General features: G+C 38.4%; 15 protein-coding genes and 1 rRNA gene. 14 read left to right on the plus strand and 2 right to left on the minus strand.

Annotated features, from left to right (window positions below):
- The first annotated feature begins 206 nt into the window (after window positions 1-206).
- Window positions 207-321: ribosomal RNA gene (gene rrf, locus B7E07_RS25295) — 5S ribosomal RNA — on the plus strand.
- 100 nt (window positions 322-421) lie between these two features.
- Here the strand turns inward: rrf and B7E07_RS25300 are convergent.
- Window positions 422-583, minus strand: a complete 162-nt coding sequence (locus B7E07_RS25300; protein ID WP_306807535.1) for a sigma factor G inhibitor Gin — start codon at window positions 581-583, stop codon at window positions 422-424.
- A gap of 267 nt (window positions 584-850) precedes the next feature.
- Between B7E07_RS25300 and B7E07_RS25305 the strand changes: the two genes are divergently transcribed.
- The 10 genes from B7E07_RS25305 to rsmI all read left to right on the plus strand — a co-directional run bounded on the left by B7E07_RS25305 (window position 851) and on the right by rsmI (window position 8,094).
- The gene (locus tag B7E07_RS25305) at window positions 851-2,287 is read left to right on the plus strand and encodes an aminotransferase class I/II-fold pyridoxal phosphate-dependent enzyme (protein ID WP_080843534.1); all 1,437 of its coding nucleotides are present in this window, start codon (window positions 851-853) and stop codon (window positions 2,285-2,287) included.
- Window positions 2,288-2,308: 21 nt separating this feature from the next.
- A complete protein-coding gene (gene tmk / locus B7E07_RS25310) occupies window positions 2,309-2,944 on the plus strand; it encodes a dTMP kinase (RefSeq protein ID WP_080843535.1) in 636 nt (211 codons plus the stop codon).
- Between the two features lie 87 nt (window positions 2,945-3,031).
- Window positions 3,032-3,361, plus strand: a complete 330-nt coding sequence (locus B7E07_RS25315; RefSeq protein ID WP_066441809.1) for a cyclic-di-AMP receptor — start codon at window positions 3,032-3,034, stop codon at window positions 3,359-3,361.
- 23 nt (window positions 3,362-3,384) lie between these two features.
- Window positions 3,385-3,825, plus strand: a complete 441-nt coding sequence (locus B7E07_RS25320; protein WP_080843536.1) for a YaaR family protein — start codon at window positions 3,385-3,387, stop codon at window positions 3,823-3,825.
- Window positions 3,826-3,838: 13 nt separating this feature from the next.
- Window positions 3,839-4,846 (plus strand): DNA polymerase III subunit delta', encoded by a 1,008-nt coding sequence (gene holB, locus B7E07_RS25325; RefSeq protein ID WP_080843537.1) that lies wholly within the window; start codon window positions 3,839-3,841, stop codon window positions 4,844-4,846.
- Window positions 4,839-5,669, plus strand: coding sequence for a PSP1 domain-containing protein (locus tag B7E07_RS25330; protein ID WP_066441806.1), 831 nt, complete (start codon window positions 4,839-4,841; stop codon window positions 5,667-5,669). The genes holB and B7E07_RS25330 overlap by 8 nt, the downstream gene beginning before the upstream one ends.
- Window positions 5,670-5,682: 13 nt before the next feature.
- Window positions 5,683-6,060, plus strand: coding sequence for a DNA replication initiation control protein YabA (yabA, locus tag B7E07_RS25335; RefSeq protein ID WP_080843538.1), 378 nt, complete (start codon window positions 5,683-5,685; stop codon window positions 6,058-6,060).
- A gap of 117 nt (window positions 6,061-6,177) precedes the next feature.
- Window positions 6,178-6,921: a tRNA1(Val) (adenine(37)-N6)-methyltransferase gene (locus B7E07_RS25340; protein ID WP_080843539.1), complete on the plus strand. Its 744-nt coding sequence runs from the start codon at window positions 6,178-6,180 to the stop codon at window positions 6,919-6,921.
- Window positions 6,908-7,174 carry a GIY-YIG nuclease family protein gene (locus B7E07_RS25345; RefSeq protein WP_080843540.1) on the plus strand — a complete coding sequence of 89 codons (267 nt, stop codon included), beginning with the start codon at window positions 6,908-6,910 and terminating at the stop codon, window positions 7,172-7,174. Before B7E07_RS25340 ends, B7E07_RS25345 begins: the two co-directional genes overlap by 14 nt.
- A gap of 41 nt (window positions 7,175-7,215) precedes the next feature.
- Window positions 7,216-8,094: a 16S rRNA (cytidine(1402)-2'-O)-methyltransferase gene (gene rsmI, locus B7E07_RS25350; protein ID WP_080843588.1), complete on the plus strand. Its 879-nt coding sequence runs from the start codon at window positions 7,216-7,218 to the stop codon at window positions 8,092-8,094.
- A gap of 57 nt (window positions 8,095-8,151) precedes the next feature.
- Here rsmI and B7E07_RS25355 read toward each other — a convergent pair whose 3' ends face one another.
- Window positions 8,152-8,436, minus strand: coding sequence for an AbrB/MazE/SpoVT family DNA-binding domain-containing protein (locus B7E07_RS25355; protein WP_080843541.1), 285 nt, complete (start codon window positions 8,434-8,436; stop codon window positions 8,152-8,154).
- 734 nt (window positions 8,437-9,170) lie between these two features.
- Here B7E07_RS25355 and metG point away from each other — a divergent pair.
- The 3 genes from metG to B7E07_RS25370 all read left to right on the plus strand — a co-directional run bounded on the left by metG (window position 9,171) and on the right by B7E07_RS25370 (window position 13,924).
- Window positions 9,171-11,138 carry a methionine--tRNA ligase gene (gene metG / locus B7E07_RS25360; RefSeq protein WP_080843542.1) on the plus strand — a complete coding sequence of 656 codons (1,968 nt, stop codon included), beginning with the start codon at window positions 9,171-9,173 and terminating at the stop codon, window positions 11,136-11,138.
- Window positions 11,139-11,524: 386 nt separating this feature from the next.
- Window positions 11,525-12,292 carry a TatD family hydrolase gene (locus tag B7E07_RS25365; protein ID WP_080843543.1) on the plus strand — a complete coding sequence of 256 codons (768 nt, stop codon included), beginning with the start codon at window positions 11,525-11,527 and terminating at the stop codon, window positions 12,290-12,292.
- A gap of 441 nt (window positions 12,293-12,733) precedes the next feature.
- The gene (locus B7E07_RS25370) at window positions 12,734-13,924 is read left to right on the plus strand and encodes a G5 and 3D domain-containing protein (RefSeq protein WP_080843589.1); all 1,191 of its coding nucleotides are present in this window, start codon (window positions 12,734-12,736) and stop codon (window positions 13,922-13,924) included.
- Window positions 13,925-14,065 lie beyond the last annotated feature (141 nt).

Raw genomic sequence — 14,065 nt, forward strand, 5'->3', positions numbered from 1 at the left:
ACTATTAACATTTTAAATGAATAATTTTTCAACTGAAATGATTTTTAAATATGTAAGCTTGCTCAACTTATCTTTTTACCAAACCGTGAGGGAAGCGAGAAGCGAACAGGTCGAGGAATCGAGTGAGGAAAGGCCGGAGCGTACGTAGTTGGTACGTGAGGACCTTGACGAGTGAGATGACGAAGAGATGTGAAGGTTATCGATTTCCGAACAATGATAGCGAGAAGGTCACACCCGTCCATCCCGAACACGGAAGTTAAGCTTCTCAGCGTCAATGGTAGTTAGGGGCTGTCCCCTTGTGAGAGTAGGACGCTGCCGGGCAACATGGAAAAGCACATCTGTATAGATGTGCTTTTTTGGTGTATTAAAAGAAACTGCAGAACTGACTTGATAATAAATTTGAATAGCGATTATATAGCCCCTAAGACAATATTTGAGGAGTCGTTACTTTTTTTAATTTAGATAAGTAATGATTATATTTTGGATGACTTGTATCAGTCGAAATTAACTCTCTTTCACATTCCGTACAAATAAATGAAGTGTATAAATGTATTCCCCTTACTTTTGCTTGATCACAAATCACGCATATCTTATGATCTTTGCTAGCTAATAGTGTATCCAATTACTCCACCTCCATACACTAATTCTGCCCAAATCCGTTTATTTGAATACAATTTTTAGAAAATTCACAAGCTAAAAATGTATACAATTACATTGTATGTTGGAACCCATTATTCGTTGTATGTCTAACTCAATTATTATAATTAACCTTTGTATTTCTCCTCTTTTAATGAGTGTTTTGTTAGAATAGAGAATAGATCAATTAGATATTAAATTCCGGAGTGTTTGAATGGATCAGAATAGATGCCCCATATATGAAACGTTATTAAATCATATAAAGAAGAAGCCGATTTCATATCATGTGCCTGGACATAAGAATGGAATCCTTGTACAAGAGATGAGTTGGAATAATCACTTTTCACATATTTTAAAGCTTGATGTTACTGAGTTGAATGGACTTGATGATCTGCATTCTCCAGAAGGAATGATTAAAGAGGCGGAGCAGCTGCTCACTGATTTTTACAGGACGAAGCAGAGTTACTTCTTAGTTAATGGTTCCACTGTCGGTAATTTGGCAATGATCTTGGCTGTACTTAAAGAGGATGATGAAGTGCTTGTGCAAAGAAATTGCCATAAGTCAGTTTTGAATGGAATTTCCTTGGCCAATGCACGACCAGTATTTTTACAGCCCGATTTTCATGAAGATTGGGGAGTAGCAGGAGGCATATCCTCCTCGGTCGTCGAGGAGGCACTTTCTCTTTATCCACATGCAAAAGCCATCATCCTTACCTATCCTAATTATTATGGGATGATCAATGATTTAGAGTCCATAATAGAGGTAGCACATCAAAGGAATATTCCTGTTCTAATTGATGAAGCACATGGGGCCCATTTTGCTGCTGGCAATCACTTTCCGCCATCAGCAGTAAAGCTGAAGGCAGATGCTGTCGTTCAGTCTGCTCATAAAACGCTTCCAGCTATGACAATGGGTGCTTATTTACACATTAATAGTGACAGGATTGATAAAGGATCTATCCGAAAATACTTAAGTATTTTACAGTCGAGCAGTCCTTCCTATCCACTTATGGCTTCTCTCGACTTAGCGAGGCATTATATAGCTTCTTTTACAAAAGAGGATGAACAATATACGTTAGAGAAGATTGCATCCTTCAGATCGGAGCTTATGACTATAAAAGGGATCAGACTGCTGCAATTCCAAGATGGCAAGGGAGATCCATTAAAAATAACCATTCAATCGGAAACAGCTTTAAGCGGTTTTGAGCTACAAGAGCAGCTTGAAAAAAAGGGAGTATTTACAGAATTAGCTGACCCCTATAATGTATTATTTGTTTTTCCCCTGCTGAAACAGAGAACAGAATTTCCTATGGAAAAAACAGTTCAGTTAGTAAAAGAGGCTGTCTCTTCATTTGAAATGATACATGTAAAGGCAGAAAAACCTAAAGTTCATAAAGCTGCAGTTTCAGAATTAACATTGAACGAACAACAAATGAAAAGGATGCATTCAGCCGAAGTTCCTTTATCAATGGCTGTTGGTCAAATAAGTGCTGAAATGGTTATCCCATATCCGCCAGGAATCCCTTTATTGTACCCTGGTGAGAAGATTACTGAGGATGATATCAGCCTCTTAAGATTGCTGTTGAAGAAAGGCGCAAGATTTCAGCAAGGAGAGAATGTAATAAAAGGATTTATTAGTATATATAAATAAGAAACATCTGGGGGTTACTAAATGGAAAAGGGAATTTTTATAACAGCTGAAGGACCAGAGGGTGCAGGAAAGACAACAGTCATTACCATGCTGGCTGAGAGCTTGAAAGCAGACGGATATCAAATCATGTATACACGCGAGCCTGGTGGGATCGAAATTGCAGAGCAGATCAGAAGCGTTATATTAGATACGAATAATACAAGCATGGATGCACGGACGGAAGCCCTTTTGTATGCGGCAGCAAGAAGGCAGCATTTAGTTGAAAAAGTCATACCTGCGATGGAAAAAGGATATATCATTCTATGTGACCGTTTTATTGATAGCTCTCTTGCTTACCAAGGGTACGCAAGAGGTCTTGGCATGGAAAATGTGCTAACAATAAATCAGTTTGCGATTGAAAACATGATGCCATCTTTAACATTATATTTTGATGTGGATTCAGAGACAGGTCTTGAGCGAATAAATCGTCATAAAGAAAGAGAAGTAAATCGACTGGATTTAGAAACTCTTCAATTTCATCATCAGGTTAGGGAAGGCTATCAAAAGCTTGTACAAGCGTATCCAGAAAGAATTCAGGTGATTGATGCAGGCAAGGCTCTTGAAGAGGTATATAAAGAAGCCAAAAAAGCAGTTATTAAAAAAATATCTGCTCAGTAATACATTCTTTTTTTTACCAGCTCTTTTACATGAACAAATAATTGCTATAATAAGATAAAGTGATAAGAAATGAAGGGGGAGTGCAAGGTGAAGCTCATATTAGCTGTAATTCAAGATCAGGACAGTAATAAACTAATGAATGCATTGGTGGATAATAATTTTAGAGCCACGAAACTCGCAAGCACCGGAGGTTTCTTAAAATCTGGAAATACAACGTTTATGATTGGGACAGAAGATATTCGAGTAGACCGTGCATTACAGATCATAAAAGATAATTGCCAATCAAGGGAACAATTAGTTGCCCCAGTATCTCCAATGGGAGGGCATGCTGATTCCTACATCCCTTATCCGGTCGAGGTAGAGGTAGGCGGAGCTACCGTGTTTGTACTGCCAGTAGAACAGTTTCACCATTTCTAAAATAGGTGAATCGGGGGTAAATAATGAAAATCAATCAAGAAATGCGCTTGAATTTAGATAAATCAAGACGAGATCATAGCCAGCCAGTTACATCTTCTTCTACATTTAATGAACTTGTTCAGAAGCAAGGGCAAAAAATGCAATTTTCTCAGCTTCAAGCCTTAATGAAGGATATTGATCTGGCAGGTGAGAGGCTGGGAAGATCGAGAAATTTCAAAGATATGGCTAAATTTAAGACGTTAGTCAAAAATTTTGTTAAAGAAGCAGTTGACTATGGGATGGATTTGAAGCAATCGCATAGCTGGAATGAGATGGGGCAAGGAAGAACACTAAAAATTGTAGAAACCATCGATAAAGAGCTTGCCCAGCTTACTGAAGAAGCGCTGAACAAAGAAGGAAAGTCAATTGATCTTCTCGGGAAGATTGGAGAGATTAAAGGACTGCTCATTAATTTATATATGTAAGAGAGTGATTTTTTTGGCACAATCGTGGGATCAATTACAAGAAATACAGCCTGTTGTCTTAAAAATGTTCAAGAATAGCCTAAATAAGAATCGGCTGGCCCACGCTTATTTATTTGAAGGAATGAAAGGGACAGGAAAAAGGGAAGCCGGACTGCTGCTGGCTAAGAGCATATTTTGTCTGCAGCCACAAGATGCATATATTCCTTGCGAGCAATGTTTAAATTGCAAGAGAATCTCGGCTGGCAACCACCCTGATGTTCATATGATTGAGCCGGATGGCCTATCCATTAAGAAACATCAGATTCAGGAACTGCAAGAGGAATTTTCGAAAACAGGTGTAGAATCAAAAAAGAAGGTTTATCTAATAGCGGGTGCCGACAAAATGACTGTAAATGCTGCAAATAGCTTACTGAAGTTTCTAGAGGAACCGCATGCGGAAACAACCGCCATCCTGTTAACAGAACAAATGCAGCAGATGCTGCCTACCATTTTATCACGATGTCAAATTGTGACCTTCAAACCATTATCTCCTTTAAAAGTTGTGGATCAGCTTGTAGAACATGGGGTTGATCCACTGTTAGCGCCTTTGCTTGCGCAAATGACAAATAATTTGGAAGAAGCTTTGGCATTAAGTGGAGATGATTGGTTTGTACAAGCAAGAAAAATAGTGTTAAAATTATATGAAGCACTAAGAAAAAACCCTCTTGAAGCCATGGTCGCTCTTCAGGAGAGCTGGTTTTTACACTTTAAAGAAAAAGAACAGTGTGATAGAGGTTTAGACTTACTACTTCTTTTATTAAGAGATTTATTATATATTCAGCTTGGCAAGTGGAAGCAGGTCGTTTTTCTAAGTGAAAAACAGCGTATAGAAATGTTTGCGCTGCAATCATCAAGCAAAAGGCTGACTGAGCAGATGAGTGCCGTGTTAGAAGCAAAGAGAAAATTGCACGCAAATATGAACACACAGCTCCTTATGGAACAGCTAGTGTTAAAAATGCAGGAGGGATCTACATTTGTATGATGTAACAGGAGTTCGCTTTAAAAAAGCGGGCAAAATCTATTATTTCGATCCCGGAGAGCTTCCTATACAAAAGGATGACTATGTCATTGTCGAGACGGTAAGAGGTGTCGAATATGGCAAGGTGGTTATTGCTCCTAAAAAGGTCGATGAGCATGATGTTGTACTGCCCTTAAAGAAGGTCCTCCGTATAGCTGATCAAAAGGATCAAATGATTGTTGAAGAGAATAAACAGGCAGCTGCCGAAGCATATGAGGTTTGCTGTGAAAAAGTAAGCACCCATCAACTAGATATGAAGCTAGTGGATGTAGAATATACATTTGACCGCAATAAAGTGATTTTTTATTTTACAGCAGACGGAAGAGTCGATTTCCGTGAGCTTGTAAAGGATCTTGCGGCTATTTTTAGAACAAGAATTGAATTAAGACAAATTGGTGTACGTGATGAGGCAAAAATGCTGGGTGGTATTGGTCCATGTGGAAGAATGCTTTGCTGTTCCACATTTTTAGGCGACTTTGATCCTGTATCCATTAAAATGGCGAAAGATCAAAATCTGTCTCTAAATCCTACGAAAATATCTGGACTTTGCGGCCGTTTAATGTGCTGTTTAAAATATGAAAATGATGAATATGAAGCAGCAAAAGAACAGCTGCCGGATATTGGTGAATGGATTGAAACACCTGAAGGTCATGGAAAAGTAGTAGGTTTAAACATTCTTGAACGAATTCTGCAAGTAGATGTTAAGGAGCAGGAACGCGTCCTTGAATTTACACTCGAAGAAATTACGAAACAACAAGGTGCTGTATCGGCTCAATCCACAGATTAATGAGGTGGAATGCTTGGATAAAAAAGAGATATTTGATTCAGTCATTAATATGGAAACGCAAATTGGCCAGTTGTATCAGCAGCTTGGAGAGCTAAAACAGCATTTGGCAGAAATATTAGAAGAAAACAATGCACTAAAATTAGAAAACGAGCATTTACGCCGCCATATGAACAGCACTGCTGCCACGAAAGATACATCTCAGAGGAAAGAAGAAAAGAACGAACCTGAGACAGAGGCAGAGAAACTGGATAAGCTATTGGATGTCGGTGAAGGCTATGATAATCTTGCAAGACTTTATCAAGAAGGCTTTCACATCTGTAATCTTCATTTTGGCAGTCCGAGAAAAGAAGGAGATTGTCTATTTTGCCTGTCTTTTCTTAATAAAAAGTAGTGTGATTACCTTCCTGTTATTAGGAAGGTTTTTTTTACAACTGGCCTTTACATATAGTTAGGCTCTTAAACATCAAAGTTTACAAAAATAGCCTAGTTAAAACCTGGAGGATTTAAAATGGAATTTTTAAAAGGTGATGAGCGCCTTGATTATCTGCTTGCAGAGAATCTAAGGATCATTCAGAGTCCATCTGTATTTTCTTTTTCCCTAGATGCAGTATTGCTGTCCCGTTTTGTTTATGTACCGATCCAAAAAGGCAATCTTATTGATTTATGCAGCGGGAATGGGGTTGTGCCCCTTTTTTTAAGTGCGAGAACAAAGGGGACGATTACTGGAGTTGAAATTCAAGAGCGACTATATGATATGGCGGTAAGAAGTATAAAATATAACGAATTGGAGCATCGCCTGCATATGATTCATGGAGATTTAAAAGACATGCCATCTGAGCTTGGGTATGGGAAATATGATGTGGTGACATGCAATCCGCCATATTTCCCGACTCCTTCTAGTGAAGAGATAAACGAAAATGAACATCTTGCTATTGCCCGGCATGAAATCCATTGTACACTGGAAGATACAATTAAAGTGTCCAGCCAGTTAGTACGGCAAGGCGGTAAAGTTGCCTTTGTACACAGACCTGGCAGACTGATGGATATCATAACGCATATGAGAGCCTATCAGCTTGAACCAAAGCGAATCCGTTTTGTATACCCGAAATTAGGCAAGGAAGCCAATACCTTATTAATTGAAGCAATCAAGCATGGCAAACCAGATCTCAAAATCCTGCCTCCTTTAATCGTTTATGATCAAAATAATGAATACACGGCAGAGGTGCGTGAACTATTATATGGAGACAACTAGCCATTACTTCTATGTTCTGCATTGCCGGGATGGAAGTCTATATGCTGGATATACAAACGACTTAGCAAGAAGAGTAAAACAGCATAATGAAGGAAAAGGGGCCAAGTACACAAGAGGAAGAGGCCCTGTAGAGCTTGTCTTTTCACAGACATTTAATAATCAGGGAGATGCTTTGAGGGCAGAATATCAATTTAAGCAGCTTTCACGGCAAAAAAAGCTTCATTTTATAAAGCAAACTGCGCCTATTTTGTGAACGGTGAAGGCGCTTATACATAATAGAAGACGGGTGAGATGATGCAACAGCAAAAAAGCTTTCATAATGAAGAACAGAAAGGCATCCTTTATTTAGTTCCAACACCAATCGGCAATTTAGAGGATATGACGTATAGAGCAGTCCGAATCATGAAAGAAGCTAATTTTATTGCAGCAGAGGATACAAGGAATACCAAAAAGCTTTGCAGCCATTTTGAAATGACGACGCCGCTGATTAGCTATCATGAACATAATAAAGAAGCGAGCGGGCACAAAATTGTGGAAAAACTCAAGGAAGGCATGAAGATTGCTCTTGTCAGTGATGCGGGAATGCCTGCCATTTCCGACCCAGGTTATGAATTAGTGGCAGCTGCATTGGAAGAGAATATTACAGTTGTTCCATTGCCCGGTGCAAACGCTGCTCTTACCGCACTGATCGCTTCAGGTATTACCACACAGCCTTTTTACTTTTACGGCTTTTTAGACCGTCAGAAAAAGGTAAAACGAAAGCAGCTGAGTGAACTGTCTAATATGGAGTCAACGCTAATTTTTTATGAGGCACCACACAGATTGAAGGAAACACTGCTAATCATGGAAGAACAGTTAGGAAATCGGCAAGTAGTTTTATGCCGTGAGCTAACAAAAAAATATGAAGAATTTATAAGAGGAAGCTTGTCAGAAGCCGTACACTGGGCCAAAACAGAAGAGATTCGCGGTGAATTCTGTGTAATTGTTGAAGGCGGTTTGCCTGAGGAAAGTAATCATTCTGCCTGGTGGGAGCAGCTGACAGTAGTGGAGCATGTAGAACACTATATAAATATGAAGGAACTGGCAGCAAAGGAGGCCATAAAGCACACAGCTTTAGATCGGCAGATGCCCAAAAGGGATGTTTACCAAGCTTATCATGTTGAGAATGATTAATGGGGAACGAACATAATACAAAAAAAGCTTCTCAATAAGTTGAGAAGCTTTTTAATATTATTTAGATGTTTCAAAGTTGTTTTGGATTTCTTGTAGAAGCTGCTCTGCACCTTCACGGCTTAAAATTAATTTACCGCCAGCTAAAGCAAGATTATCATCAGAAACTTCACCAGTTACCTGGCAAGTCATGTTAGGTTTATATTTTTTAAGAATGATTTTTTCATCATCTACATAAATTTCAAGAGCATCTTTCTCTGCAATTCCTAGTGTGCGACGCAATTCAATCGGAATTACCACGCGGCCAAGCTCATCAACTTTACGAACAATACCTGTAGATTTCATTATTGTTTCTCCTCTCAAATCTCCAATTAATTTATGTCTATCTCTCTATGTTTCGTCATTATTCGACAAAATTCTCTATATTTATATGATACCAGCCATTACCATATTCGTCAATTACTTTATAATATTTTTATGTGGAAAATTTAGTTAGTAGATTGAAGGCTGATATAGAGCGAATTTCATAAAAAAAATCTTGAATTAAGTATATATTTTTTCTTGATTATTATCAATTGAATAGTTTTAATTAAGAGTATTTTTTACTTGATTCGACAAAATTCTACATATTTAATGTAGTGTGTCGACAAAGCTCTTTTAGTCGATTAAATGAAGAGGGAGATATCGGGTAAGATCATAACGTTTACAATAGGATCTTTCCTTGCACAATTTCTTATTTTTAGGTATATTTTGTTGATATAAGAGGTAATGCTGACGAGTGTAATAATAAAAATATTTTGTTCTGCGATCGGCAAAATAATCTGGCCGGGTTTAAGCGTTAAATGGGTCAGTTATCCATAGTTTGACTTAACCAGAGCAAGCTCTTGCTGTTCATTAAGCTTGCACTGATCAATAGAATATGGAAGTTCCTTAATCCCGTCTTTTCGGACGGGATTTTTTTGAAAAATGAAATGGAATTATATAAAAGACAAACTCGTCAGGCTGCAGCCAAATACAAAGTTTTTGTTTCCCAGTATAACAGGGCTGAACGAACTTATTATTTATAGGAGGTAATAGGAATGGAAGAAAAATTAAAGACGTTTTATTTAACAACGCCGATTTACTATCCAAGCGGAAATCTACATATAGGGCACGCCTATACTACTGTTGCAGGTGATGCAATGGCTCGTTACAAGCGCTTACGCGGTTTCGATGTTATGTATTTAACGGGGACCGATGAACATGGTCAAAAAATTCAAGAGAAAGCAGAAGAGAAAGGTGTTACTCCGCAAGCATATGTGGATGAAATCGTAGCTGGTATTCAATCACTTTGGGAAAAGCTAGACATTTCTTATGATGATTTTATTCGAACTACACAAGATCGCCATAAGCAAATTGTTGAGAAAATCTTCACACAGCTTTTAGAGCAAGGTGACATTTACCTGGGAGAATACGAGGGATGGTATTGTACGCCATGTGAATCTTATTTCACTGAACGTCAGCTTGAAGATGGAAAATGCCCTGACTGCGGCAGAGATGTTCATAAAGTGAAGGAAGAGTCTTACTTTTTTAAAGTAAGCAAATATGCTGATCGCCTGCTGAAGTATTATGAGGAAAACCCAAGCTTTATTCAGCCTGAATCACGTAAGAACGAAATGATTAATAATTTTATTAAACCTGGTCTGGAGGACTTGGCTGTATCCAGAACAACATTTGACTGGGGCGTAAAAGTGCCGGAAAATCCTAAGCATGTTGTATATGTATGGATTGATGCTCTTTCAAACTATATTACAGCACTAGGCTATGGAACAGATGATGACCGGAAATATTTAAACTATTGGCCGGCAGATGTTCATTTAGTTGGAAAGGAAATTGTCCGCTTCCATACGATTTATTGGCCGATTATGCTGATGGCTTTGGATGTACCACTGCCTAAGAAGGTGTTTGCACACGGATGGCTATTGATGAAGGACGGAAAAATGTCTAAATCAAAAGGAAATGTAGTAGACCCGGTAACGCTAATCGACCGGTATGGTTTAGATGCACTTCGCTACTACTTGCTTCGCGAAGTTCCGTTTGGAGCAGATGGTGTATTCACACCTGAAGGCTTTGTTGAGAGAATTAATTTCGATTTAGCCAATGATTTAGGAAATCTCCTTAACCGTACGGTTGCGATGATTAATAAATACTTTGATGGAATCATCCCATCTTATAATGGGTCGAATGGGGAGTTCGATCAGCTTCTTCTTCAAATAAATGAAGAAACAGTTGAAAAGTACGAAGCAGCAATGGAAAAAATGGAGTTTTCTGTAGCCTTAACAGCACTATGGCAGCTTGTCAGCAGGACAAATAAATACATCGATGAAACCAAACCATGGGCACTGGCAAAAGAAGAAGACAAGAAAGATGAATTAGGAAACGTAATGTATCATCTTGCTGAATCCTTAAGAAGAATTGCAGTCCTTCTTCAGCCATTCCTTACACAAACACCGGTTAAAATCTTTAATCAGCTGAATGTTAACAGCCCAGAACTGACATCTTGGGAAAGTTTGGACCAGTTTGGAAAAATTTCATCTGGAACGAAGGTTGAGAAGGGAGAACCAATTTTCCCTCGTTTAGAGCTGGATGAGGAAGTTGGTTATATTAAAGAAAAAATGCAAGGAAGCACTCCTGCTCCTGAAGCGAAGAAGCCTCAAGAGAAAACGGAGGAAAAGCCGGACAGCGAAGAAATTAACATTGATGATTTTATGAAGGTTGATTTACGGGTTGCCCAGGTTATTCAAGCGGAGCCTGTTAAAAAGGCAGATAAGCTTCTAAAGCTCCAGCTTGATTTAGGGTATGAAAAACGTCAAGTTGTCTCAGGTATTGCTCAATTTTACAAACCAGAAGATTTAGTTGGCCGAAAAGTTGTTTGTGTAACAAATTTGAAGCCAGTTAAATTACGCGGTGAATTGTCGGAAGGAATGATCCTTGCCGGCAGCAAAGATGGAGAGCTTTCTCTTGCAACCATTGCCGAATCATTGCCGCTAGGAGCTCGGGTGAAATAAATCTGTTTTTATAAGGGACATAGAAGTGCCGCGGACTTTATTGCAGGCGCTTCTATGTTTTCTTTACAGTTATAGGAGAATTTCATCATATATTGAGCGCTAAGAGTCTCGATGGATTGTGAAAATTTGATTGTTACAAAAAATAAATTTTTGAATATACAGCTGAATACAAAATGGATCATATATCCAGAAATGATTTTTTGGAATATTATCTTTAGTAGTATTAATAAATTCATTCTGATTATATTTCTTATTATTAGATGGATTGAAAATAAAAGAGAAACTTAATAAGAGAAAAAAATGTATACTACTATAGTAAAAATAGCTGTTATGCAACTGAAACATTTGTTATAGAAATTAAAAATATGACAATAAGGGGTATTCTGATGTTTTTTGATACACATGTACATTTAAATGCTGAACAATTCGAAGAGGACATTCAAGAGGTAATTGACCGAGCGCTTGAAGAGGGTGTCACCAATATGGTCGTTGTTGGTTTTGACCGGCCTACTATTACGAAGGCAATGGAGCTTGTAGAGAAATATGATTTTTTATATGCAAGTGTCGGCTGGCATCCTGTTGATGCGATTGACATGACAGATGAAGATCTGCAATGGATCGAAGAGCTTTCTTCACATCCAAAAGTGGTTGCTTTAGGAGAGATGGGACTCGATTATCATTGGGATAAATCGCCAAAGGAAATTCAAAAGGAAGTGTTTCGCAAGCAAATTCGTCTTGCTAAAAAAGTGGGTCTGCCAATCGTCATTCATAACCGTGAGGCAACAGCGGATATTGTGGCTATTTTAAAAGAAGAAGGGGCAGCGGAAGTGGGAGGCATTATGCATTGCTTTAGCGGAAGTGCTGAAACAGCGCAAGAATGTGTGGAAATGAACTTCCTTATTTCATTAGGCGGACCTGTAACATTTAAAAATGCCAAGAAACCAAAGGAAGTCGCAGATGTTATACCATTAGAAAAATTATTGATTGAAACGGATTGCCCTTTCTTAGCACCGCACCCGTTTCGAGGAAAACGTAATGAACCAAGCTATGTCACTCTTGTCGCACAGCAAATTGCTGAAATTAAAGACATTCCCGTTCAAGAGGTTGCGAAGGCTACAACTGACAATGCAAAAAAATTATTCGGCATAAACTGATAGCAAATACTGTCGGCTTTTGGATAAGCTTGTCCGATTTTTTTCTAATTCTAAAAAGTTCTACATGTCTTATCGTCAACATAGGATAACCATGTCGATAACTCTCTCTTTTCTTTCTCCTTCTTTTTTTGCATAATAGGATATACGTTATCAGGCAAGTTTGTAAATTTAGGGATATAGGCGTTGATCGTAACTAAGATTCATGATTTGGAGGTGAAAATGGAGGAGTCACTTTGCTGATTTTTGCTTTCGAACTTTGGAGAGGAGGATCCAAAACGGTCTTCTATACCTATTTTTAAGAAAGACGATCTTTTCCTTTAAAAATCTAGTTCGAACGCCCAAACCTTTCAAACTGGAAAAGAGAAAGAGTTGACAGCCTGAAAGATTGTCTATATAATCACTCCGAGAGAAAAGGAGGCGTTTTTCATCGTGATACAAAACATGAAAAACCTGTTATCCGAGTCTTTGAGTAAAAAGAAGCTGGCCATTATTTCTGCTAGTTTTATAGTATTTGCAGCAGCCTTTGGCTTTGTTATTTTTGAAATGACAAAAAAGTCCGTTGTGCTGACGCTTGATGGCCGGGAAGAAATCATCAAAACACATGCAGATACCATCAATGAAATATTTGATGAAATGGATATAACATTACGCTCAGAAGATTACGTGTTTCCCTCGGTTAACACAAAGGTTGAGAATGATTTAGAAGTAGTATGGAATCCTGCTAACGAGATTGAGCTTGTGAATGGCAGTGAGACGAAATCAGTTTGGTCCGCAGCTGAAACAGTTGGTGAGTTTTTGCAGGAACAAAATATTGAGATTACCGAGCATGACCTGGTAGAACCAAAGCAGGATGAAAAAATTACAGGTAATACAGCTATACAGATTGAAAAAGCATTTTCTTTAACCCTTTCAAATGGCGGGGAAGAAAAGAAGGTTTGGTCAACTTCGACTACGGTCGCTGACTTTTTATCACAGCAAGGAATTGAGCTGAAGGAATTAGATCGTGTTGAGCCAAATTTGGAAGAGACAGTCAAAGTAGATGACGTTATAAAAGTCATTCGAGTTGAAAAAGTCACCGATGTAGTGGAAGAACCAATCAATTATGCAGTTGTAACAAAAAAGGATAACAGCTTGAACAGAGGCTCTGAGAAGGTTGTTACACCTGGTCAAGAAGGTCTCGTTTCAAAACAATTCGAGATTATTAAGGAAAATGGGAAAGAAATCTCACGTAAATTAATTAGTGAGAAAACACTTAAAGAAAAACAGGATAAAGTTGTTGCTGTCGGCACGAAAGTAGCTGCTGAAACAAAGGTTGTTTCCCGCGGCAGTGCGCCAGCTGGCGGAAAAGAGATATATGTCAGCTCTACTGCTTATACAGCAAGCTGTAACGGCTGCTCTGGTTTTACAGCTACGGGCATTAACTTAAAAGCTAACCCGAATGTAAAAGTTATCGCGGTTGATCCTAGTGTCATTCCATTAGGCACAAAGGTATATGTTGAAGGATACGGCTACGCAGTCGCTGCTGATACAGGCTCTGCTGTTAAAGGAAACAAGATTGATGTCTTCTTTGCTAATAAATCCGATGCTTATCGCTGGGGACGCAAATCTGTTAAAATAAAAATATTAAATTAAGAACATGGCAGGGGATTTACATCCTCTGCTTTTTTATACTTTCAGAAGTATAAGCTTGTGTGGCAGTGCTTTCTTTTGTTTCGTTATATTTTCATATATAATAAGTTGCATTGGAAAAATATCTTTGTATCTATATAGACG

Source organism: Cytobacillus gottheilii, assembly GCF_900166665.1.
GTDB lineage: Bacteria > Bacillota > Bacilli > Bacillales > Cytobacillaceae > Cytobacillus > Cytobacillus gottheilii_A.